21 protein-coding genes and 1 tRNA gene are annotated in these 21946 nt (G+C 61.6%); 9 read left to right on the plus strand and 13 right to left on the minus strand.

The genetic code is table 11. From position 1 onward, the window contains the following. Positions 1 to 66: 66 nt before the first annotated feature. Genes ACWTV1_RS12140 through sp36 form a run of 3 tightly spaced genes read right to left on the minus strand, consistent with a single transcriptional unit; the run spans position 67 to position 2204 of the window. Positions 67 to 1584 carry a UDP-N-acetylmuramoyl-L-alanyl-D-glutamate--2,6-diaminopimelate ligase gene (locus ACWTV1_RS12140; protein ID WP_498505527.1) on the minus strand — a complete coding sequence of 506 codons (1518 nt, stop codon included), beginning with the start codon at positions 1582 to 1584 and terminating at the stop codon, positions 67 to 69. Then, a complete protein-coding gene (locus ACWTV1_RS12145) occupies positions 1581 to 2042 on the minus strand; it encodes a RidA family protein (protein ID WP_498505528.1) in 462 nt (153 codons plus the stop codon). Before ACWTV1_RS12145 ends, ACWTV1_RS12140 begins: the two co-directional genes overlap by 4 nt. Further along, entirely contained in the window at positions 2043 to 2204 is a 162-nt protein-coding gene (gene sp36 / locus ACWTV1_RS12150; RefSeq protein ID WP_192893583.1) for a Sp36 family protein, read from the minus strand. A 54-nt stretch (positions 2205 to 2258) separates the two neighbouring features. On the opposite strand from sp36, the gene ACWTV1_RS12155 reads away from it, so the two are divergent. From ACWTV1_RS12155 to ACWTV1_RS12195, 9 genes are all read left to right on the plus strand, one after another. Continuing rightward, the gene (locus ACWTV1_RS12155; protein ID WP_498505529.1) at positions 2259 to 4811 is read left to right on the plus strand and encodes a transglycosylase domain-containing protein; all 2553 of its coding nucleotides are present in this window, start codon (positions 2259 to 2261) and stop codon (positions 4809 to 4811) included. Then, on the plus strand, positions 4802 to 5773 hold the full coding sequence (locus tag ACWTV1_RS12160) for a metallophosphoesterase (protein WP_498505530.1): 972 nt from the start codon (positions 4802 to 4804) through the stop codon (positions 5771 to 5773). The genes ACWTV1_RS12155 and ACWTV1_RS12160 overlap by 10 nt, the downstream gene beginning before the upstream one ends. A 28-nt stretch (positions 5774 to 5801) precedes the next feature. After that, positions 5802 to 5875, plus strand: a tRNA-Pro gene (locus ACWTV1_RS12165). A gap of 163 nt (positions 5876 to 6038) precedes the next feature. Next, a complete protein-coding gene (locus ACWTV1_RS12170) occupies positions 6039 to 7595 on the plus strand; it encodes an adenosylhomocysteinase (protein WP_498505531.1) in 1557 nt (518 codons plus the stop codon). Then, positions 7592 to 8950, plus strand: a complete 1359-nt coding sequence (locus tag ACWTV1_RS12175) for an amidohydrolase family protein (protein WP_498505532.1) — start codon at positions 7592 to 7594, stop codon at positions 8948 to 8950. Before ACWTV1_RS12170 ends, ACWTV1_RS12175 begins: the two co-directional genes overlap by 4 nt. Beyond that, on the plus strand, positions 8943 to 9419 hold the full coding sequence (locus tag ACWTV1_RS12180) for a cupin domain-containing protein (protein WP_339620989.1): 477 nt from the start codon (positions 8943 to 8945) through the stop codon (positions 9417 to 9419). Before ACWTV1_RS12175 ends, ACWTV1_RS12180 begins: the two co-directional genes overlap by 8 nt. An 89-nt stretch (positions 9420 to 9508) precedes the next feature. Then, positions 9509 to 10357, plus strand: coding sequence for an ABC transporter substrate-binding protein (locus ACWTV1_RS12185; protein WP_498505533.1), 849 nt, complete (start codon positions 9509 to 9511; stop codon positions 10355 to 10357). 10 nt (positions 10358 to 10367) lie between these two features. Continuing rightward, on the plus strand, positions 10368 to 11234 hold the full coding sequence (locus ACWTV1_RS12190; protein ID WP_498505534.1) for an amino acid ABC transporter permease: 867 nt from the start codon (positions 10368 to 10370) through the stop codon (positions 11232 to 11234). Then, positions 11231 to 11962 (plus strand): amino acid ABC transporter ATP-binding protein, encoded by a 732-nt coding sequence (locus ACWTV1_RS12195; protein WP_339620985.1) that lies wholly within the window; start codon positions 11231 to 11233, stop codon positions 11960 to 11962. The genes ACWTV1_RS12190 and ACWTV1_RS12195 overlap by 4 nt, the downstream gene beginning before the upstream one ends. Positions 11963 to 12046: 84 nt before the next feature. Here ACWTV1_RS12195 and ACWTV1_RS12200 read toward each other — a convergent pair whose 3' ends face one another. The 10 genes from ACWTV1_RS12200 to recR all read right to left on the minus strand — a co-directional run bounded on the left by ACWTV1_RS12200 (position 12047) and on the right by recR (position 21946). Continuing rightward, a complete protein-coding gene (locus ACWTV1_RS12200; protein WP_498505535.1) occupies positions 12047 to 12712 on the minus strand; it encodes a thymidine kinase in 666 nt (221 codons plus the stop codon). Beyond that, positions 12712 to 13395 (minus strand): response regulator transcription factor, encoded by a 684-nt coding sequence (locus ACWTV1_RS12205; protein ID WP_100389510.1) that lies wholly within the window; start codon positions 13393 to 13395, stop codon positions 12712 to 12714. The genes ACWTV1_RS12200 and ACWTV1_RS12205 overlap by 1 nt, the downstream gene beginning before the upstream one ends. Next, the gene (locus tag ACWTV1_RS12210) at positions 13382 to 14536 is read right to left on the minus strand and encodes a hypothetical protein (RefSeq protein WP_498505536.1); all 1155 of its coding nucleotides are present in this window, start codon (positions 14534 to 14536) and stop codon (positions 13382 to 13384) included. Before ACWTV1_RS12210 ends, ACWTV1_RS12205 begins: the two co-directional genes overlap by 14 nt. Continuing rightward, on the minus strand, positions 14533 to 15753 hold the full coding sequence (locus ACWTV1_RS12215) for a sensor histidine kinase (protein WP_498505537.1): 1221 nt from the start codon (positions 15751 to 15753) through the stop codon (positions 14533 to 14535). The genes ACWTV1_RS12210 and ACWTV1_RS12215 overlap by 4 nt, the downstream gene beginning before the upstream one ends. Positions 15754 to 15892: 139 nt before the next feature. Continuing rightward, entirely contained in the window at positions 15893 to 17368 is a 1476-nt protein-coding gene (locus tag ACWTV1_RS12220) for a malate:quinone oxidoreductase (RefSeq protein WP_498505538.1), read from the minus strand. A 20-nt stretch (positions 17369 to 17388) separates the two neighbouring features. Beyond that, positions 17389 to 18060 (minus strand): SGNH/GDSL hydrolase family protein, encoded by a 672-nt coding sequence (locus tag ACWTV1_RS12225; protein WP_498505539.1) that lies wholly within the window; start codon positions 18058 to 18060, stop codon positions 17389 to 17391. 64 nt (positions 18061 to 18124) lie between these two features. Continuing rightward, complete coding sequence (locus ACWTV1_RS12230; protein WP_498505540.1) at positions 18125 to 18769, minus strand: SGNH/GDSL hydrolase family protein; 645 nt, start codon at positions 18767 to 18769, stop codon at positions 18125 to 18127. Between the two features lie 65 nt (positions 18770 to 18834). Further along, positions 18835 to 19899: an aspartate-semialdehyde dehydrogenase gene (locus ACWTV1_RS12235; protein WP_498505541.1), complete on the minus strand. Its 1065-nt coding sequence runs from the start codon at positions 19897 to 19899 to the stop codon at positions 18835 to 18837. Between the two features lie 89 nt (positions 19900 to 19988). Further along, positions 19989 to 21254 (minus strand): aspartate kinase, encoded by a 1266-nt coding sequence (locus ACWTV1_RS12240; protein WP_498505542.1) that lies wholly within the window; start codon positions 21252 to 21254, stop codon positions 19989 to 19991. Between the two features lie 92 nt (positions 21255 to 21346). Further along, positions 21347 to 21946, minus strand: a complete 600-nt coding sequence (gene recR / locus ACWTV1_RS12245; RefSeq protein WP_100389502.1) for a recombination mediator RecR — start codon at positions 21944 to 21946, stop codon at positions 21347 to 21349.

Raw genomic sequence — 21946 nt, forward strand, 5'->3', positions numbered from 1 at the left:
GCTGAAGGCCGGGCCCCTCACGGGGGCCCGGCCTTCGACGTTGGTACGCGGTAGTGCTGCGTTCCGCTACTGCGCGCGCTCCTTGAGCAAGCGAATGGCGGTATCGATGTCACTGAATGGCACGCGCTCATTTCCGACAATTTGGTACGGTTCGTGACCCTTGCCCTGCAAGAGCACCACGTCATCCGGGTTCGCTGCGTCAATCGCGTAGGCGATAGCCGTTGCCCGATCGCGGATCTCCACAACTCGCTCCGGATGCTCGAACCCAGCCCGAATGTGCGCCACGATCTGGTCGCCGTCTTCGTTGTGCACGTCGTCGTCCGTGACCACGATCACGTCGGAGGCTTCTTCCACGATGCGTGCCATTTCGGGCCGCTTGCCCGGATCGCGGTCGCCCGTGGCTCCGAAAACGGTCACGATGCGAGCGTGGCCCGATTCGCGTAGAGCCGTCACGGCCTGTTGCACGGCGTCAGGGGTGTGCCCAGCATCCACGACCACCAACGGCAGTTGGTCGTTTTCGCGGATGCGAGTCATGCGACCCAGCACCGGCTGCAGCGGAGCCAACACCTCGGCGATCTTTCGCGGCTCGACACCTTGCGCCCACAGCACCGTGGCGCACGTGAGCAGGTTGTCTACGTTGAAGCGCCCGATAAGGCCGCTCGCGAGGTGGTGACTCTCGCCCTCGATCACGAGATCGAACTCGAGACCCTCGGTCGTGAGCTGCACATTGTCCGCACGAACACTTGCTTCGGAGTGACCCCGCGAGCTCATTCCGATCGCACGCACTCCGGCCGGAACCGTGTGGTGAAAGTGATTGAGCGCAGCCGCGTCGTCAAGGTTCAACAGCGCCGTCTGGATGCCCGGCAGCGTGAAAATCTTGGCCTTTTGTGCCGCGTACTCCTCCATCGACCCGTGATAGTCGAGGTGGTCGCGCGTGAAGTTCGTGAACGCCACGATGCCGAAGGCAACCCCATCGACCCGGCGCTGTTCGAGCGCGTGGGAGCTGACCTCCATGGCGACGTTCTTCACGCCGGCACGGTTGAAGTCATCCAAGAACTGGTGAACAGCCGTCACTTGCGGCGTTGTCATGCCCATGTTGATGCGACGCTCACCCGTGATTCCAGCACCGAGCGTGCCGATCGTGGCCGAACTCGTACCGAGCTGAGCCCAAGCCTGCGTCAATAAGTGCGCAGTCGAGGTCTTGCCGTTGGTTCCCGTGATGCCGACCATCGCCATGGCTGCAGAGGGATGCCCCAGAAAGGCATCCGCCTGAACCCCGACGACGTCGCGCAGGTTCGCAATGGCATACACACGCTCATCAAGCTCAACGCCCTCGGCCGCCTTCGCGTCCACCAGTACCGCTACGGCACCCTGGGCGATAGCGGCGTCAATGTACGGCAGAGCCGACGACGCACTCGTACCGATGGCCACGAACACGTCATCCGCACCCGCCTCTCGGCTGTCTTGCACGAGGCGACGAGCCTGAAGCGTTACTCCGCTGTGCGCCGCATCCCACAGACCGAGGTCTAGCGGGCGCAGCGGCGCGTTCTCTCCGGCTTGACCGGAGGACCACACTTCGATCACGCGAACTCGAATACGAACTCGACTTCAACCGGAGCGTCGAGGGGCAGAACAGCAACGCCAACAGCGCTGCGGGCGTGCTTTCCCATCTCACCGAAGATTTCAACAAGAAGCTCAGATGCTCCGTTGATGACTCCGGGCTGGCCGGTAAAACTCGGGTCGGAGGCAACGAAACCGACAACCTTGACGACGCGCGTGATGCGGTCGAGCGATCCGATAGCGCCCTTGGCCGCAGCGAGGCCGTTCAAGACACAGGTCTTGGCGTATTCGTGGGCATCAGCAGCATCCACTTCAGCGCCGACTTTGCCGGTCGCAGGAAGAGCGCCGTCGACCATGGGCAGCTGGCCGGCCGTGTAGACAAGATTTCCCGAAACCATCGCTGGCAAGTAGGCAGCGAGGGGCTTTGAGGTTTCTGGGACGCTCAGGCCGAGTTCTGCGAGCCGTTCATCGAGCTGCGACATTTAGTTGTTCTCTTCCTTGATCCGTTTGAAATAAGCGACCGGGCCCCCTTCAGGGCCGGTACCGACCTGCACAAGTTCCCACCCTTCGGAACCCCAGTTATTGAGGATCGCGGTGGAATTGTGCACCATCAGTGGTGTGGTGAGGTACTCCCATTTAGGCATATTTGCGGCTCCCGTTCAGCATGGCGTTATCAATAATCCCCTACTGTTGATCATATGTCTGCCCTAAAAACTCCGCGTCGCGGCATCTTCTCGGCTATCGCCGGATTGATCGGCTTCAGCGCCCTCTCTGGTGTGCTCGTTACCGCCATGGTTGCGCCCGCGCTCGCCGTCACCGGCATCACCGCTTCCAGTACCATCGGCATCTTCGATGGACTCCCCGATTACCTCGAAATCGACCAGCAGCCCGAGCGCAACGCTATTTACGCGAAATACACCGGCAGGGGCAGCGTCGACGGATACTTCCAAATCGCAACGATTTACGATCAGAACCGTCAAGAGGTCAGCTATGACGAGATCTCGCAGTACGCGATTGATGCCGTAGTTGCCGGCGAAGACCGCCGCTTCTTCGAGCACGGCGGCGTCGACCTCACCTCGCTCGTTCGTGCTGCCGTCGGCAATGTAGTGTCCTCGGGAATCGAGAGCGGTGCATCCACCCTCACGATGCAGCTCGTCAAAAACACCTACATTTCTCAAGCGGAATCCCTAGCGAACGAAGACGAGCGCAAGGCCGCCTACGAGGACGCTGTCCGCACCTCCTTCGATCGCAAGCTCAAAGAGATGAAGCTCGCAATCGGTCTTGAGAAGCGGTACACGAAGAAGGAAATCCTGACGGCGTACCTCAACATCGCGAACTTCGGCAACGCTACCTATGGAATTCAAGCCGCAGCCCAGCGCTATTACAGCGTTGACGCGAAGGACCTGACTCTTGAGCAAGCGGCGAGCCTCGTGGCCATCGTGCAGGAACCCAGTATCCGCAACCTCTCTGATCCCGAGTATTTTGCAGCTAACCAAGATCGTCGTGACGTCATTCTCACCGCAATGCTCGATGTCGGATCGATCGACCGCGAACAGTACGACGAAGCCGTTGCGATCCCGGTAGATGAAGAGACCGTAGTTCCGTCTGCGCCCAACAACGGTTGCATCGCTGCCAACACCTACGCCAAGTGGTTCTGCGATTATGTGGTCAAGAGTGTTCCTGATTTCGAGTTCCTCGGCACCACCGTCGACGAGCGGAACGAGAACTGGAAGCAGGGTGGTTACAAGCTCTACACGACTCTGGACCTCGACGCTCAAATCCCTTCCCAGCAGGCTACGTGGACCTACGCTCCCAACACTGAGACTGCCTACCAACTGGGTAGCGCCACGTCCACTGTCGAGGCTGGCACCGGACGAGTGCTCGTCATGGCCGAAAACAAGCTGTTCAACGACACGGCGGAGGGCGGTGGTATCGAGAGCACCGCAGTCAACTACAACACGAGTTTCGACTATGGCGGATCGAGCGGCTTCCAACCCGGATCAACCTACAAGGTCTTCACCCTGATCGAGTGGCTGAATCAGGGGAAGGGAATTAACGAGCGGCTCGAAGGTACCGCCCGAGACATCCCCGGTTCTCAGTTCCTCGACAGTTGCAACGGCCCATATGGCGGAACAGTGGAATTCGGCAACAACGCGAACGAGCGCGGTATTTATACAGTCGCAGAAGGAACCGCCGAGTCGATCAACGGTATTTTCTTCTCAATGGCGACCCAGCTTGACCTCTGCAACATCCGCAACGTCGCCGCCAGCATGGGTGTCGAGCGCGCCGATGGTGACGAGCTTCAGAGCTTCCCGTCATCGATCATCGGCACCAACGATGTGACACCGCTCAGCATGGCTTCCGCCTACGCCGCAATCGGCGCTGGCGGACTCTGGTGCGAGCCGATCATCATCGACAAGGCAATCGACGCTCGCAACAACGACCTCGGTGGCCAGGAGCAGAACTGCCGCCAAGCAATCTCACCTGAGGTCGCTGCAACCACGGCCTACGTACTCACTGAGGTGCTTAACCGCGGTAATGCTGCGTACTCCGACCCCAACGACGGCATCCCGATCTTCGGCAAAACGGGAACGACTGACGGCGCCGTTCACACGTGGATGACCAGCGGAACGACGCGCTACGGCACGGCAACGTGGGTCGGAAACATCTCGGGCTTCCAAGACATCAGCCGCGTGGGGTACGCCGATGTTCAGGGCTATCGCCTCCGTCATTACATCACGCGAGCGACAGACACCGCTCTTAACATCAAGTACCCCGGTGGTGCGCTGCCGGAACCTGACTCGAAATTACTGACCGGTTCTGGAACAGAAGTACCAGATCTGACGCTTCAAACGCTCGAGCAGGCGAAGTCCGTACTGGTCAGCCTCGGCTTCAACTTCGTGGATGGTGGTGGAGTCGATTCGGAGCTGCCCGCAGGCCAGGTAGTGAAGACAAACCCCGCAGCAGGCACACAGTCTGCAGCTGGCGCGACCGTTACGGTGTACACCAGCAAGGGAAACAAGGTCAAGATTCCGGATGCGGTGGGCGATGGTGAATCGAACGACTTTGCGACGGCACAGGGAATCCTCGGCGGTTCTGGTTTCTCGAATGTGAGTCAGTCCTGTGAGGAAGTTCCACCGGGTGACCCGAGCGAGGGCAAGGTGACCGCTTCGAGCCCTTCGGCCGGCAGCTTCGCTAAGACGAGTTCGACGATCACGCTCACCGTGGCACAGTCAACGCCGTGCCCCTAAGCAAACACGTCTCCCCCGCAGCTACCGCACTCGGTGCGGTAGCTGCGGCAGGGGTCGCCGCGTTCGCGTGGGGCGCCCTCGTGGAACGCAATGCGTTCACCGTGCGGCACGAAACTCTGCCGATTCTTGATCCCAGCGCCCGCGACATCACTGTGCTGCACATCTCGGATCTGCACATGGCGCCGTGGCAAACACGTAAGCAAGACTGGGTTCGCGCGCTCGCCCTGTACGAACCTGATCTCGTTATCAACACTGGAGACAACCTCGGTCACACCGACGGCACCCGTGGAATCAAGCGTGCCTTCGAGCCATTCGAGGGAACTCCCGGTGTCTTTGTGCATGGGTCGAACGACTATTACGGTCCACAGTTCAAAAACCCGTTCACTTACTTCACCGGCCCGTCGTCGGGGCACCGCCCCGTGGAACACCTCGATACGGATGCCCTCAATGCGTTTTTTGAAGACGAACTCGGCTGGCTGTCGCTTAACAATCACGCGCGTGCCCTCGAACTTCGCGGTTCGCGACTAGAACTCTTCGGCACCGCTGACGCTCACCGCGGCTGGGAACGGCTCGACCGTCTCCCTGCCAACGTCGAAGAGATGCGCGAGAATGTGGGTTGGGCGGATGACCCGCACGGCCCCGAAACGGTAGCCCTCGGCGTGACGCACGCCCCATACCGTCGCGTGCTCGATGCTCTCGTCACGAACGGAGCCGACGCAATCTTCGCGGGCCACACTCACGGAGGCCAAGTTCGGGTTCCTGGCATGCCAGCGCTCGTCACGAATTGCGACATTCCTCGCGAGCAGGCTAGCGGTCTCAGTATCTGGCATCACTTGCGTCGGGCGGCATTCTTGAACGTCAGTGCGGGCCTCGGAACATCGATTTATGCGCCTGTTCGCTTCGCCTGCAAGCCTGAAGCTGTCGTAGTGACGCTCACTGCCGGAGATATCGGCTATTCTTGATCTATTCGTCGCGTCAGTGACGGATGATCGGGGTGTGGCGCAGCTTGGTAGCGCGCTTCGTTCGGGACGAAGAGGTCGTGGGTTCAAATCCCGCTACCCCGACAAATCACTGGCTCTGAGTCGCAGAATTGCGAGTCTCAGGCAGTTCACTAATCGCTCTCCTTCGGGAGGGCGATTAGTGTTTGGTCACGGCGCACGGCCGGCTGGCGCCGCAGCGCTCTGGCGGCGTTCGATTGACCCCCGAGCGGTGCCCTACTCTTGACAAGTGGCCGACGTAACACTTATAGCCGAACGAATCATTCGCCGCTTCGCCCGCGACACTAACCTTTTAGTCGCCGGCCGCAGCGTGCGCATCAGCGCAGCTCAGCCCGACACTGCTGACCTCAGCGCCACTTCTCGCGAACTGACGCGAATGTTTAGCGCGCTCGGTGCGCACGTTGTCACCGCGAGCCGCCACGACGCCACCGCAGCCGCATCCGCATCCGCATCCGCTCATCTTCTCGACATCCAGTTGGATGCCGCTGGCCCCGATTCAGAGATCACCGCGACGCTCCTTCTGGGTGGCACTTCCCTGCCGTCGCGAGGAGACGCCGACGGACGCATCGACTTCGCGGGCGAACACATGCCTGTTTCGCGACTGGTGGCTAAGGGCCTCGGCGAGCGCGGCTCTGTACAGGGCTTACGCATCGGCATCGCCATGGTGCTCGAACCGAAAACTGCCCAGTTGGCGCTGCTGCTTGCCGCCGCAGGAGCTGAGGTCGCGGTGTACGCGCACCCGGATGAAATCGATGCATCCGTTGCGGAAGCACTACGGGCGCGCGGTATTGCTGTCGACGGCTCCGAGACGCTGAGCGGCCTAGCCGAGCGCGCTGCTGCGCTGGCGTTCCTCGAACGCGGTTTCGACATCCTTCTCGACGATGGTTCGCACCTCATCCGTCTTGCTCATGAAGATGCTCCGCACCTCGTGAAGCAGTGGATTGGCGCGAACGAGGAGACGACGAGTGGCTTGACGCCGCTTCGCCAGATGAGCGCTCTGGGCATCCTCGACACTGCTGTGTTTGCGGTCAATGACGCTCAGATGAAGACGCGTTTCGATAACCGTTACGGCACCGGTCAGTCGTGTGTGTTCGCGATTGCGGATGCTCTTGACCGAGTCGGTGTGACCGTGCGAGATCAGCCCGCTCTCGTGATCGGCTATGGCCCGGTGGGTGAGGGCGTCGCTGCTCATCTCTCGGCGCTCGGAGCCGAGGTGCGCGTGGCCGAGGTCGACCCCGTCTTGGCGCTTCGTGCTGCCCACGATGGTTACGACATCGGTGAGGCTGCCGAGCTCGGCGCCGGCGCCCTCGTCGTTTCGAGCACCGGCGTTGCGCACACGATCAGCGCCGACCTCGCCCGCACAGCGCGGGCCGTTGCCGTGGCCGGCGGCGTTCCCGGAGAGCTCGATCTCGACGGGCTGCTCTTGGGCTATCCCGCCGAACAACTCACGCCTCTCGCCGCCCACGTTGATCGTGCTGACCCGGCGGGCACTCTCGTGCTCGACCGTGGCGGCTGCATCAATATCACCGCGGCCGAAGGCAACCCGATCGAGATCATGGATCTCTCGTTCGCCGTTCAGCTCGCCGCCGTCGAAGAAATCGTCGTCACGCGGCCGGCCGTCGGAGTGCATGCGCTGCCCACCAGCATCGACGACACTGTCGCCCGCGCCGCCTTAGCCGCCCGCGGTGAACACATCGACACCCACGCCGACGCCCAACTCGCTGCGGCCCACGACTGGCGCTCCCGCCGCTACCTCAGCTCTTCACCGAATCAGGAAACCCGATGAGTAACCTCCATCCCGAGGCACCCGCGAGCACCACTGCGGATGCCGACCACCAGGTCGTGGTGTACACCGCCGGCCTCGTGATCCCCATCACTGCTCCCCCGCTGCTGAACGGTGCCATTGCCGTGCGCGACGGTCGCATACTGCACGTCGGCGAGCGCGACTGGGTTCGCCGCTCCCTCGCCGACCGCGGCATCAGTGCGCGCGAGATCCACTGGCCCGGCGTCCTGTTGCCCGGGCTCGTCAACGCGCACTCGCACCTGCAGTACACCGGTATGGCTGAAGTCGGCCGCGGGCAGTACAACGGTTTCGACGACTGGTCGACCGCGTTCAATCCCGTGTACGACCAGCCCCACGACTGGGCTGCGGATGCCGCGGCAGGCGCTCAGCTCATGATCGAAGCGGGCACCACCGCCGTCGCCGACATCGTGACCGACGTTGAGGCATCCGCTGCGCTGCACGACGCCGGGTTGCACGGCATCACGTACTGGGAAGTAATGAGCTGGACCAATGACGACTGGGCTCGCACCGGCCGTCAGCAGGTCGAGGCTGCTCTGGATGCTCTGCCCTCGCCTCCCGGAACCGGGCTCTCGCCGCACGCCCCGTATTCGCTTGAGGTCGTGCCGCTGCTCGAAATCCCTGACATCGTTCGCGAGCGCGGTAGCCGCCTTCACCTGCATCTGGGCGAAGCGGCATTCGAGCGTGAGTTCCACCACGAGCACGGTGACCCGTGGCATGGTCGCGAACTGGGCAGCTTTCGAGAGCTGCGCGCCGCCGGTTTCGGCACCGGCGCCACAGAGTTCGTTGACCAGCTCGGCGTGCTCGGGCCCGACTGCCACATCGCCCACGGCATCTACATGACCGCACGCGACCGTGCCCTTCTGCGGGCTCGCGGTACGAGCGTGGCACTCTGCCCCCGCTCCAACGCTGTTATCGGCCTCGACGAGCCTCCCGTGGCCGCCTACTTGGCCGAGGGCAACGCGCTGGCCATCGGCACGGACTCGCTCTCGTCGAGTCCTTCACTTGACCTGATGGCGGATGTCGCGGAGCTTTCCCGCATCGCCCACTCCCAAGGGCACACGATGCGCGACCTTCCCGAACGCCTACTGCGGGCAGCGACCCTCGGCGGCGCTCACGCCATGGGCATCGACGTCGGCCCCGAACGCACCGGTCACCTCGCTGTAGGCGCGCTCGCCGACCTCGCGTTCTTTGACATCCCCGTCACCGGAATCGAAGACACCATCGTTGCCCTCGTCGAGTCCGGTACCGGCCGCGCCGCTGCCACGCTCGTCTCCGGCCGCGTACGTTTTGCCAGCACCTCCTTCATGAACCAGACCGGAGTAACCGCCCATGACTAATCCCACTGCTGCCTCCGGCGCCGCTAATGCCGCCGATGACACCCGCCCGGCGACCGCGCAGCTGCTCAACCTCGAAGCGCACCCCGAGGGCGGCTGGTTCCGTCGCACCTGGGCAGGCACTAGCCCCGTCGAGACTCCGAACGGCGCACGGCCCTCGGCCACGTGCATCCACTACCTGCTCGTTCCTGGCGAGCACAGTGACTGGCACGTCGTAGCCAATGATGAAATTTGGATGTGGCACGGCCCCGGAACGCTTGAGCTCTCGCTCGGCGGAAGCGGTGACCTGCCCGACGAAGAGAACGTTCAACGCTTCGTTTTGGGCCCTGATCTCGCCAACGGGCACGTCGCTCAAGTCGTTGTTCCGGCTGGCGTCTGGCAAGCGGGCCGACTGACCGCCGACAGCGAGGTGCTCGTGAGTTGTTTTGTGTCGCCCGGTTTCGACTTCGCTGACTGGCGACTTGTAAACTAGCAAGTCTGTAATCCTTTTCTCCGCCCGAGGACAGCACCACTCGGGCGACGTTTGTTCAACCACCTCACGCACAGCAACTGGAGACTTCCATGACCTCAACACGGCATTTCCGCCGGGCCCTCGTCGCCACCGCAGCAGCAGCTGTTTTGGCTTTGACCGCCTGCACCGCAGACACCACCGCTGACACGAGCTCGACCGTCGATGACGGCTCGCTGCCCACCCTCACCGCGGGCAAGCTCACCATCGCTACCGGCGAGCCTGCCTACGCCCCGTGGATGGTCGACAACGACCCCACGAACGGTGAAGGCTTCGAAGCTGCCGTGGCCTACGCTCTCGCCGACGAACTCGGCTTCACCGCCGATGACGTTGTCTGGGTTCGCTCGAGCTTCGACAGCGCCATCGCACCGGGCCCCAAGGACTGGGACCTCAACCTGCAGCAGTTCTCGATCACCGAAGACCGCAAGCAAGCCGTTGACTTCTCCAGCCCGTACTACACGACCACCCAGGCGATCATTGCGACGGAGAGCTCGGCAGCAGCCGACGCCACCACGCTCGACGACCTCAAGGACGTCGTTGTCGGCGTTGCCAGCGGCAGCACCAGCTTCACGATCGCCGCTGAAGCTCTGGGCGACGACCTCTCGGTCTTCAACTCCAACGAAGACGGCGTTCTTGCGCTGACCAGCGGTCAGATCGACGCTTTCGTCATCGACCTGCCCAGCGCTTTCTACCTCGCCAACGTTGAAATCGACGGCGGCGTTATTCTCGGCCAGTTCGAGTCCTCCGCCGGTGGCGACGAGTTCGCTTTCGTGCTGCCGAAGAACTCCGAGCTCACCTCCGCTGTGAGCGAGGCTCTCGACGCTTTGGCTGCTGACGGAACTCTTCAGGCCATTCAGGACGAGTGGCTCAGCGCCGCCGTCGACGTTCCTGTTCTGAAGTAAGACCACGCCGATGAGCACCTCCACGAGCACGCCGTCGTGGCGCCCCAGCGAGCTTGAGCTGTCACGACGGAACGTGCGCCGGCGCGCCACCGGTCGTTCGGTGCTCATCGGCATCGTGAGCACGATTGCTTTTGCCACGATTGTCGGACTACTCATCGTCAACACCCCCGGTTGGGAGAGCGTCAAAGCATCGTTCTTCAACTTCGAGGTGGGGACGGCAAGCGTTCCGTCGATCCTCGTGGGGCTGTGGCTCAACATCCAGGTGCTCTTTATCTCAGCGATCGGCGTTGCCATTTTTGGCACCCTGCTCGCTGTAACGCGATCGCTGCGCGGACCGGTTTTCTTTCCGCTCCGCGCAGCGGCAACGATCTACACCGACCTCTTTCGCGGGATGCCGCTGCTGATCGTTCTCTACCTCGTCGGCTTCGGACTGCCGGCGCTCGATATCTTCCCGCGCATGCCCGCCATGTTCTGGGGAACGATCGCTCTCATCCTCACCTACTCGGCCTACGTGGCTGAAGTACTGCGCGCGGGCATGGAAGCCGTGCATCCGTCGCAGCGCATGGCGGCCCGCTCGCTGGGTCTGAGCCATGCCAAGACCCTGCGCATCGTCGTGATCCCGCAGGGCGTTCGCAAGGTCGTTCCCGCTCTCATGAACGACTTTGTCTCTATGCAAAAAGACGTGGGGCTCATCTCGATTTTGGGTGCCGTGGATGCCGTGCGCGCTGCCCAGATTCAGGTCGCCCAGAGCTACAACTTCACGCCCTACGTGATTGCCGCCCTGCTCTTCGTCGCCATGAGTTGGCCGATGATCAGGCTCACCGATTGGCTCACCGCACGACTCGCTAAGCGCGAGCAGATCGGAGGCGTCGTATGAGTGTTCTCGACGTGCGCGGAGTGCGCAAACAGTTCGACGATCACGAGGTTCTGCGCGGCGTTGACCTCTCCGTCAACCAGCACGAAGTCGTCGTGCTCATCGGGGCCTCGGGCTCGGGCAAGTCAACGCTGCTGCGAACAATCAACCTCATCGAGCGTGTGGATGACGGCCAGATCTTGCTCAACGGCGACGACATCACCGACCCCGGCATGAATGCCGACTCGGCCCGGAGCCGCATCGGTGTGGTGTTTCAGCACTTCAACCTCTTTCCGCATCTTCGCGTGATCGACAACATCACCTTGGCCGCGCGCGAGGTGCACGGAATGTCGAAGGCGGATGCCACGGAGCGAGCGATGACACTGCTCGTCTCGCTCGGCCTCGGCGACAAAGCGCGCGACTACCCCGATCGCCTCTCCGGCGGCCAGCAACAGCGAGTAGCCATCATCCGTGCAGTGCTGACCGACCCTGAATTGCTGCTTCTCGACGAGATCACGAGCGCGCTGGACCCGCAACTGGTCGGCGAGGTTCTCGACCTCGTACGGCGCTTGAAGACCGACGGCTCGACGATTCTCATGGCGACCCACGAGATGTCCTTCGCGCGCGAAGTTGCCGACCGCATCGTGTTCATGCAGGGTGGCCGCATCGTTGAGCAGGGAACCCCTGCCCAGATCTTCGACTCACCTCAAGAGCCTGAAACCGTGCAGTTTCTCTCGCGCGTTCGCCACTAGAGCGCGAGCAGCGGCAGCGGCAGCGGCAGCGGCAGCGGCAGCGAGACAGGAACGCGCGCCGGCACCGACACGGGCAAACCGTGCCTACGAGAAGTCGGCGTCGGGCGCGCTTCCGTGGCTGAACTCGATCTTGGGGCGCCAACCACTGTTGAGAACGCCGCCGCTCTCTTCGAGATAGCAGGCTCCGCAGAGCGACTGGTAACCGACATCCACACCGTCGATGGCAACCTGGTCGCCATCGAAGATGAAGTCGTCGCCGACAGTGCGCGCATTGAAGACGGCCTTGCGGCCACAACGGCAAATGGTCTTGAGTTCTTCGAGCGAATGCGCGATCTCGAGCAAACGACGGCTGCCGGGAAACGCAACCGTCTGAAAATCAGTGCGGATGCCGTAGGCCAGCACCGGAACCTTCTCCACGATAGCAATACGCAGCAAGTCATCGACCTGAGCCTCGCTAAAGAACTGGGCCTCATCCACGAGGAGACAGCTCACGGGCAAGCCGGTGTTCTCAAAGACTTTCGCACGCTCCCGCGCAAAAACGTCGTACACCTCATCGACGGGCGAGATCGTGAAATCTACCTGACGGGTGACTCCCAGTCGTGAGACGATCGCATTGTCGCCCTTGGTGTCGATGTGAGGCTTGGCGAGCAAAACCTGTTGGCCACGCTCTTCATAGTTGTAAGCCGCTTGCAACAATGCGGTGCTCTTGCCACTGTTCATTGCTCCGTAGCGAAAATACAGTTTGCTCATCAGCGTAGAAATCCATCCTCAGCGGCCCGACGAATCAGGTCTGCCTTTTTGCTAGCCGGCCGGTTGGCCTTTGCGTACTTTTCCCGCACTCGCCGCAAGTACGTTTTCGCGGTCTCATACTGAACATTCATGCGCTCAGCGACCTGCGGTGTGCTTAGTCCAGAAGCGTACAGGGTGAGAGCATCCGCCTCACCGGCACTCAGCTTCGGCTTGGATTGATCGGCCGAGCCCGAGGGCAGCGGGCGCCAGTCGTGCTGTTGCGCACCCTCCGCTTCGACGCCCATGATCTGGCGGGCGGCATCCATCACTTCATGCATGGGAAGCGACTTGGAGAGGAAGGTTGCTGCGCCGGCAGCGAGCGCCCGATCGCGCGCTTCGCGGCTATCGAGGCTGGAGAGCACGATCACTTTTGCTCCGGCTGCCCGGCACGTGCGCACACGCGCTTCGATCGATACCGGCTCCTTGAGCTGGAAGTCCAGGAACACCAGTTCGGTCGGGAACTTGTCGCTGTGCACGAGCTCGAGCCAGGTGCTCGCGGTGAGCACGACGTCGAAGTCGGGAGCGTTGTTGGTGATCCAGCTGTTGAGGCTATCGAGCAGCACTTCGTGATCGTCAAGGATGGCGAGCCGAATCGGCGGACGGTCACCGAGGCGAGCGCTGAGGTTGGTCTCAGGGGGTGTCATACGTGAACCTAACGGTGAGGGAGGGCGATCGATAGGAAATGCGCAGTCCAGTAAAAACTACGCGCAAAACGGCGATGTAGGGCGCCAGCGTCGAACGCCAGGAGGATTCGTTCGAACCCACGCTGCCCGTTACGGTGATCGCGGCACCCGTGGGAGTTTTCTCGATACGCAAACGCACAGTGTCTGCGATCAAATCGGTGCCCGAAGCAACGGCGAGAACGGCCGCGCGGAGCGCCGTGCGTTGGTGAGGCGTCATGGCCGCGGCAAGACGCTGCGGGTCTTGCACTCGCCGCCCGTCATCGAGAGCGCCGAACGAAGTGGCAACCACAGATTCGAGCCAGCTGCGGTTCACTTCGCTCACCATCAGACTGCGAATGGATTCCGAGTACTGAGCGGCGCGAGCGCGATCTTCGGGCGAGACGATTCTGCGCTGAGCAAGTTCGGTGAACAGCGGCACGACGTCGCGGTTGAGGATCGTGACGCGGTCTTGCTGCACAGAACGGGCGACGCTGTCGTGTTCACGGTCTAATTGACGACGCGCTGCCCGCCGGGCACGCGCTTCCCAGCGCTTGTGAGTGCTTGCCAAGGAACGAGCGAAGGCTGCACCGCCGAGCGACATCGTGAGCACTGGAGTCATCGTGAACAGCACCACGATCATCGGCGGTGCTGCGACGTCGGCCACCGACGATTGCACTAGACCAATAAACCCGGTGAAGATCGACGCCACAATTCCGAGAGTCACCAGTTCGGCAATGGGACGATAGGGCGCGAGCGCCATACACATCACCCCAATGACTAGCGGGCCCCAGAAGTCGGTGAGCAGTGCGCCACCTGAACCGATGGATGCCGAGCTCAGTGCGAAGGCAATGATCAGCAATCCGACGACTAGGGCGTGCAGGCCGCCACTGAACGGCGGACGAATCGGGCTCGTCGTCACGATGTAGAGCACGGCGGATACGGCGATGAAGAACAGGGCCGCGTTCGCAAGGAATGGATCCTCAATCTGTCCCGCCCGGTTAACCGTCACCACGACGCTGAAGACCAGAGTGCCGACGACGGCAACGATCCCGGCCGGGCGCCCGTCGAGGGTTCCTAGAGGATCCAGCTGTTGAACGGTGGTCGTATCGACGATTGATCTCATTCGCTCACCGCCCCAGTCAGCGCTGGCTGATTCTCCGACGTGGGCACTCGAATCATCACCGAGGTACCAAGGCCCGGCGTCGACCAGACCTGAACAGTGCCAGAGACCAGTTCAATCCGGCGACGAACCGACTGCCGAAGGCCCAGACGATCGTCCCCGGTTTCAGCCTCATGAAAGCCCTTGCCCCCGTCGACGACAAGCACGCTGACTTCATCGGGAGAACCGAAGACGGCGACCTCGGCTTGCATCACGCCCGAGTGCTTGATCACGTTGACGAGACACTGCTTCACCGCGGGGCCGAGCGCGGCCGCGCCTCGAGCATCCAACCGCGACAGTGCGGCGAGGTCGCCCGTCACCTCGACTCCAAGTTCAAGCGCGCGAGCATCACTGATGGCGGTGTACAGCGGGCTGCCCTGCCAGTCAAAACGCGGATCGTCGACCTCGTCCGACGCCGCGGTGGAGAGCCATTCCTCACCGATGAGCACTTCAAGGTCACGCTTGATCTCGCGCTGGAGTTGCTCGCTCATCGCGCCGAAGGGTGCGTTCGCGATGGCCGCGAGATGGCTGAGCACGGTGTCGTGCATGACTGCAGCCGAGGTCGCCTCAATTCCGTAGCGCAGACTTGCGAATTCATCATCGCGAGCCGCCCGGTGCAAGTGAGACTGCACTCGGCGCACGCCGCGTTGGCTCGACCGAAGGATGAAGAGAACCACGACTACGGCGGCAAAGACGATGTAGCCAGTGGGGTGCCAGTGAGGGTCGCCGGTGAGCTGCCACGCAGCCAGCGCAGATGCACCTTGCGCCGCAACGAGCCCGAGCGTGACCCAGAGCACGCTCCAGGGAACAGTGCGCGCTGCCCCGCCCACCAGCATGAGGCCGACAACGGGCAAGTTGAGGAGATAGCCCCCCACCGGTCCCAGCGGACTGAGCTGAGAAACCACGGTCAGGGTGTACCAGTAGAGCGCCGGGGCTCCAATGATGAGGTGGGCCACCGTGAAATAGGTCGTGCGGTAGCGATTGACGAGAGTGACGGTGACGAGCATCGGCACTAATGTGAGTGCTGCCGGCCACATGACAAGGCCGATATCTCTCGCTTGCAGGCTGATGACGCCCAGCAACGCGATACTGAAACAGACGAAGGCCACCGTGTTGATCGTTCGGGCGAACGCTCGACTCACGCTTTCTTTGCGCAGGTGGGCAGGCAGGCCGATAGACATGCGTGCTCCCCTTCGCCGTGTCGCAGATGCAACTGCTCCAGTATGGCAGCATTCGGGGTACGCGGTGTACCCCGCAGACGGGATACGTTTGCTCGAATATCCGGTTAATCAGGGTACAAATTGACCCTTATTGCCGACCTTACGGGTTAATGTGTAGCGTCTTAGCCGTGCGCTCGAGCGTGGCCTGAGCAAGCTCGGGCGAATCAGACAGCTGCTGACCGAAGCTCGGAACCATCTTCTCGATCTTCGGACGCCAGTCATTCATGCGTTCGGGGAAGCACTTTTCGACGAGCCCGAGCATGATCGGCACAGCCGTGGATGCGCCGGGTGATGCGCCGAGAAGACCCGCGATGGTGCCGTCAGCTGACGTCACAACTTCGGTGCCGAACTGCAAGACACCAATCTTCTTCGGGTCTTTCTTCATGACTTGCACACGCTGTCCGGCGGTAATGCGGTACCAATCTTCTGGCTTCGCATTCGGTACGAACTGCTTGAGTTCTTCAAACTTAGTCTCGGGGCTCGCCACCAGTTGGCTCACCAGGTACTTGACGAGAGAAAGGTTGCTGATACCGGCCGCGACCATCGGCAGCAGGTTGTGCCAGCGGATGGAGGCGAAGAGGTCGAGAACAGAACCGGTCTTCAAGAACTTGGGGCTGAACCCCGCATACGGGCCGAACATGAGACTGCCCGTGCCGTCAACGACGCGAAGGTCGAGGTGAGGCACAGACATGGGAGGCGAACCCACGGCCGCCTTGCCGTATACCTTGGCGCTATGCGCGGCCACGATCTCAGGGTTGTCGGTGCGGAGGAACTCACCGCTGACAGGGAAGCCGCCGAAGCCGCGGATCTCCTTGATGCCCGATTTCTGCAACAGGTTGAGGGCGTAACCGCCGGCGCCCACGAACACGAAGCGAGCGTTGATGGTGTCAACCGGAGTGCCACCGATGTCGTGGCGAAGTTTGAGATCCCACGAGCCATCGCGCTGGCGCTTGAGGTTCTTGACCACGATTCCGGTGCTGAGTTCAGAACCCGACTCAACAAGATTGTCAATCAGATAGTTCGAGAGTGCGCCAAAGTCGACGTCGGTGCCCGACGGGATGTGGGTGGCAGCAACAGGCTCCGACTTAAGGCGGCCCGGCATCATCAGCGGTGCCCACCCGTGAATAACAGCGGGGTCTTCGCTGTACTGCATACCGGCGAACAGCGGGTGATCTTTGAGAGCGTCGAATCGCTTGCGCAAGTACTCAACGTTGGTCTCGCCCCACACGAAGCTCATGTGCGGAGTGGCGTTAATGAACGAGCGTGGCTCGGGCAAGGCACCTTCGTCGACCAGGTACGACCAGAACTGGCGCGATACCTGGAACTGCTCATTGACCTTCACCGCGCTCGAAATTTCGATCGAGCCATCGCTCTTTTGCGGGGTGTAGTTCAGCTCGCACAGCGCGGAATGTCCGGTGCCAGCGTTGTTCCACGGGTTCGAACTCTCTTGAGCCAAGTCGCCCAAGCGTTCGAAAATCTGGATCTCCCAGTCCGGCTGCAGTTGCTTCAACAGCGTTCCGAGGGTGGCACTCATGATTCCGCCGCCGATAAGCGCGACGTCGACGGTTTTCTTCACACCACCACTTTAGCCGTCTGTTAGAGCCCTAACGTGCGAAGAGCCTGATCCATCTGTATTGCCATCTCGGCGTAACCGTCATCGTTGGGGTGCAGCCCGTCACTGGCCATCCACTCGGGGTGCCGTTCGATCCAGTGCGAGGCTCCCGGAATGTAGTCGGCACCGCTAGCTGCGGCCGCAGCTTCGACCCACGAAATGATGGTCTCTACCGAGTCGGGCCGCTCATCCGTGTACCAAAACGGCTCAACAACAATGAAGCGGGCATCCGGCAGCGCAGTCGTCAAACGATCGAAGTCGTCCGTGATCTGCGCTTGGATGTCGCTCGCTCGCGCACCGAAGCTGAAGTTGTCGTTCAGGCCCATCGTCACAAACACGATGTCGGGGTCATCCGCGATTATTTGGCTGGGCAGATCGCCATCACCGAATGTCGTGCGATTGTTGATGAACCCCAAGCCGTTGACGCTCGGATTGAACTCGCTCCAGTCACGCTGCTCGCTCACGACCGTCGACCAGCGGTTGTCGGCATCCGCTGCTCCCGTACCCAGCGTGTAGGAATCGCCATAGAAGGCGACGCGCACATCAGTCGGATCACGGTCATCCGCAGGTTCGGGCGTGCTGCAGGCCGCGAGGCCAAAGGATGCCGCCACAACGACGGTTGCAGCAATGGTGCGGGTCACAGAATCGAACTTCATGTTTAGCGTTCGGTGCGGGTGCCCCGATCGGTAGGCTGCCTGCGCCGGAATACTCACTCGCGCACTACAACTGCAGGGCGCGCAGCGCTCGATCCATCTGGCCGGCGATCGCGGCGTGACCCGCATCGTTGGGGTGAAGGTCATCGCTTGACATCCACTCCGGGTGCCCTTCAAGCCAATACGATGCGTGTGCAATGTAGTCCGCATCGACTTCTGCAGCTGCGGCCCGCACCCAGGAAATGATGATTTCCACTGATTCAGGGCGTTCGTCTTTAAACCAGAACGGTTCGACGACGACGAGGCGAGCATCCGGAAGCTCGGTCGCTAGCCGAGTGAGGTCAGTCGAGATATTCGCTCGAATCTCATCGCTCTGCGACTCGAACGTAAAGTTGTCGTTGAGCCCCATCGTTACGATGACGACATCGGGGTGATCAGCGATGATGAGGCTGGGCAGATCACCATCGCCGACGATCGCACGGTTTCGCGCGTAGCCCAGCCCGCTCACGCTGGGGTTGAACTCGCTCCACTCACGCTGCTCGCTGAGCACTGTCGCCCAGCGGAGCTCTTGAACACTCGCCCCTGTTCCGCGCGTGTAAGAATCACCATAAAACGCAACCCGCACAGCGTCGGGGTCACGATCGTCCACGGCAACGGCTGTCGATACGCACGCCGAAAGCCCGAGCATCACGGCAACCATCACAGTTGCCACGAGCGCGCGCGCTATCGGAATCAGTCGCATCGCAGTGCAGGCGGAGAGCCGGGAGAATGCTCCCGCTACACCGCTGCCTTCGCGATGATCTTCGCTGCGACGAGTTCTGCAATCTGCACTGCGTTGAGAGCGGCACCCTTGCGCAAGTTGTCGTTGCTGATAAACAGCGCAAGACCGCGACCGTTCGGCACGCCCTCATCTGTGCGGATGCGGCCCACAAAGCTGGGGTCGGCACCGGCGGCTTCGAGAGGCGTCGGGATGTCGCTGAGGCTCACACCCGGAGCATCCGCCAGCAGTTCCGTCGCACGCTCGGGGCTCAAGGGCTTGCTGAACTCCACGTTGATCGACAGCGAGTGGCCGGTGAAGACGGGGACGCGAACGCACGTGCCGCTCACCAGAAGGTTGGGCAGTTCGAGAATCTTGCGGCTTTCGTTGCGCAGCTTCTTCTCTTCGTCGGTCTCGTTGAGGCCGTCGTCGACGATACTGCCGGCGAGCGGAACCACGTTGAAGGCAATGTTCTTGGGGAACTTATTGGGCGCGGGCATCGAGACGGCGGCACCATCTTCAACGAGCCCCATCGCGTTCTGCGACACTGCGGCCGCAGCCTGCTCGAGCAGCTCTTCGCCACCAGCAAGGCCTGCGCCCGATACGGCTTGGTAAGTGCTGACGATCAGGCGCTCAAGGCCCGCTTCGGCATGCAGAACCTTCAGCACGGGCATCGCTGCCATCGTGGTGCAGTTCGGGTTCGCGATGATGCCCTTAACAGCCTGGTCGATCGCGTGCGGGTTGACCTCGCTGACGACCAAGGGAACTTCGGGATCCATGCGCCACCCCGAAGAGTTATCGATGACGGTGACACCGGCAGCAGCGAAGCGTGGCGCCTGCGCCTTCGAGGTGGTCGCTCCCGCAGAGAAAATCGCAACGTCGAGGCCCGTGGGGTCGGCAACAGCGGCATCTTCAACGGTGATCTGCTCACCCTTGAACGGCAGAGTCGTGCCAGCGCTGCGCGATGACGCGAAGTAGCGAATCTCCGCTACCGGAAAATCGCGCTCCTCAAGCAGACGGCGCACAACAGCACCGACCTGACCGGTCGCTCCCACAACACCAATACGGATGCCTGCATTACCCATGAAAACCTCTACCTACAGTCTGCGTTCGGCAACAGTAGCGCCGAACGGCCCAATCTACGACAAGCGGTGGCCGTGAGGCCAACGGGAAACTAGCGGCCCGTTCCCGCGTGAACGACGGCTTCTTCGTCACCATCAAGCCCGAACGCGGTGTGAACAACGCGAACAGCTTCAGCAACAGTGTCGGCACGCGTCACTACAGAAATACGAATCTCACTCGTGGAGATCATTTCCATGTTGATACCGGCCTCGAAGAGCGCCGTGAACAGTCGAGCGGACACTCCCGCGTTGGTGCGCATACCGCCACCGACAACGGACAGCTTGCCGATCTGGTCGTCGTGTTGCAGCGACTCGAAGCCAACTTCTTCTTGGCGGAAGGTCAGTGCACGCAGCACGTCTTCGGCATCCGACTTCTTCAGGGTGAAGGAGATGTCGGTGCGACCCGTGGATGCCAGAGAAACGTTCTGAACGATCATGTCAATGTTGGCATTGGCGGAGGCCACGATCGTGAAGATCTGCGCAGCCTTACCGGGAACGTCAGGAACTCCCACCACCGTAATCTTCGCTTCGCTCAGATCGGAGGCAACACCTGTGATGATTGCTTCTTCCACGCTCTCTCCATCCTTCGGATTGACCACTAACGTGCCCGTGTTGTTGTTGAATGACGACCGCACGTGAATTGTGACGCCGTGTCGGCGCGCATATTCGACCGCACGCACATCAAGAACCTTGGCGCCCGCGGCAGCAAGCTCAAGCATCTCTTCGCTCGTGACGACATCGACTTTGCCCGCTGACTTTACGATGCGGGGATCGGCCGTGAAGATGCCGTCGACGTCGGTGTAAATCTCACACGTTTGAGCGCCGAGAGCAGCAGCCAAAGCCACTGCGGTGGTGTCTGAGCCGCCGCGGCCGAGGGTCGTGATGTCCCCCGTGACGCGGTTGAAGCCTTGGAAGCCCGCAACGATGGCGATCGCGCCGTCGTCGAGAGCCTCTTTGACGCGCCGCGGAGAAACCTCCACGATGCGAGCGGAGCCGTGCTGGGCATCCGTGACCATACCGGCCTGGCTACCCGTGTAGCTGCGGGCGTCAACGCCCAAACTCTTGATCGACATCGCCAGGAGCGCCATCGAAATTCGCTCGCCGGCTGTGAGCAGCATGTCGAGCTCGCGGCCCGTGGGCACAGGTACTACCTGTTCGGCGAGGTCGAAGAGCTCGTCGGTGGTGTCGCCCATGGCAGAGACCACTACTACGACGTCGTTTCCCGCTTTGCGGGTCTCGACGATGCGCTTTGCGACGCGCTTAATACTCTCAGCGTCGGCAACGGACGAGCCACCGAACTTCTGAACGATGAGGCTCATTGTTCTCCTGAAGCTTGCGTTTGCGGGCGATTGCTGCCCGAAGTGCGAGTCTAACGGTGCACGCACACCCGTCGAAGTTCGTTACGGGAGTGCTAGTTGTCGATCGTTCGACGACCCTCAAATGCGCGACCCAGAGTTACCTCGTCGGCATATTCCAGATCTCCACCAACCGGGAGACCGGATGCGAGGCGCGAGATTCGAAGGTTCGGTTGAACGAGAAGCCGCGTGAGGTAGGTCGCGGTTGCTTCACCTTCGAGATTGGGGTCGGTCGCGATGATGACTTCTGTGACGACACCGTCAGCCAACCGGCCCAGCAGTTGTTTGATACGCAACTGGTCAGGGCCGATTCCGTCGATAGGGCTGATGGCCCCACCGAGTACATGATACAGGCCGTGGAATTCGCGGGTGCGCTCGATGGCGACGACGTCTTTCGCCTCTTCTACGACACAAATCGTGGCCGGTGAACGGCGCGCATCACGACAGATAGAGCATGTCTCCTGCTCCGTGACATTGCCGCAGATTGCACAGAAGTGAACCTTGTCGCGGATGTCGTTGAGCAGTTCTGCCAGGCGGCGAACGTCAAAGCTCTCGGTCTGCAAAATGTGGAACGCGATACGCTGTGCCGATTTGGGCCCGATGCCGGGGAGCCGACCGAGTTCGTCGATCAGTTCTTGAACAATTCCGTCGTACAC

Source organism: Salinibacterium sp. VpJ6 (genome assembly GCF_059767345.1).

Bases quoted from the DNA above. Each gene is read 5' to 3' on its own strand.
- ACWTV1_RS12225 (WP_498505539.1), bottom strand. From the start codon at position 18,060: ATGAAGTTCGATTCTGTGACCCGCACCATTGCTGCAACCGTCGTTGTG.
- ACWTV1_RS12145 (WP_498505528.1), bottom strand. From the start codon at position 2,042: ATGTCGCAGCTCGATGAACGGCTCGCAGAACTCGGCCTGAGCGTCCCA.
- ACWTV1_RS12195 (WP_339620985.1), top strand. From the start codon at position 11,231: ATGAGTGTTCTCGACGTGCGCGGAGTGCGCAAACAGTTCGACGATCAC.
- ACWTV1_RS12205 (WP_100389510.1), bottom strand. From the start codon at position 13,395: ATGACACCCCCTGAGACCAACCTCAGCGCTCGCCTCGGTGACCGTCCG.
- ACWTV1_RS12190 (WP_498505534.1), top strand. From the start codon at position 10,368: ATGAGCACCTCCACGAGCACGCCGTCGTGGCGCCCCAGCGAGCTTGAG.
- ACWTV1_RS12240 (WP_498505542.1), bottom strand. From the start codon at position 21,254: ATGAGCCTCATCGTTCAGAAGTTCGGTGGCTCGTCCGTTGCCGACGCT.
- ACWTV1_RS12215 (WP_498505537.1), bottom strand. From the start codon at position 15,753: ATGTCTATCGGCCTGCCTGCCCACCTGCGCAAAGAAAGCGTGAGTCGA.
- ACWTV1_RS12180 (WP_339620989.1), top strand. From the start codon at position 8,943: ATGACTAATCCCACTGCTGCCTCCGGCGCCGCTAATGCCGCCGATGAC.
- ACWTV1_RS12175 (WP_498505532.1), top strand. From the start codon at position 7,592: ATGAGTAACCTCCATCCCGAGGCACCCGCGAGCACCACTGCGGATGCC.
- ACWTV1_RS12235 (WP_498505541.1), bottom strand. From the start codon at position 19,899: ATGGGTAATGCAGGCATCCGTATTGGTGTTGTGGGAGCGACCGGTCAG.
- ACWTV1_RS12200 (WP_498505535.1), bottom strand. From the start codon at position 12,712: ATGAGCAAACTGTATTTTCGCTACGGAGCAATGAACAGTGGCAAGAGC.
- sp36 (WP_192893583.1), bottom strand. From the start codon at position 2,204: ATGCCTAAATGGGAGTACCTCACCACACCACTGATGGTGCACAATTCC.
- ACWTV1_RS12210 (WP_498505536.1), bottom strand. From the start codon at position 14,536: ATGAGATCAATCGTCGATACGACCACCGTTCAACAGCTGGATCCTCTA.
- ACWTV1_RS12185 (WP_498505533.1), top strand. From the start codon at position 9,509: ATGACCTCAACACGGCATTTCCGCCGGGCCCTCGTCGCCACCGCAGCA.
- ACWTV1_RS12155 (WP_498505529.1), top strand. From the start codon at position 2,259: ATGTCTGCCCTAAAAACTCCGCGTCGCGGCATCTTCTCGGCTATCGCC.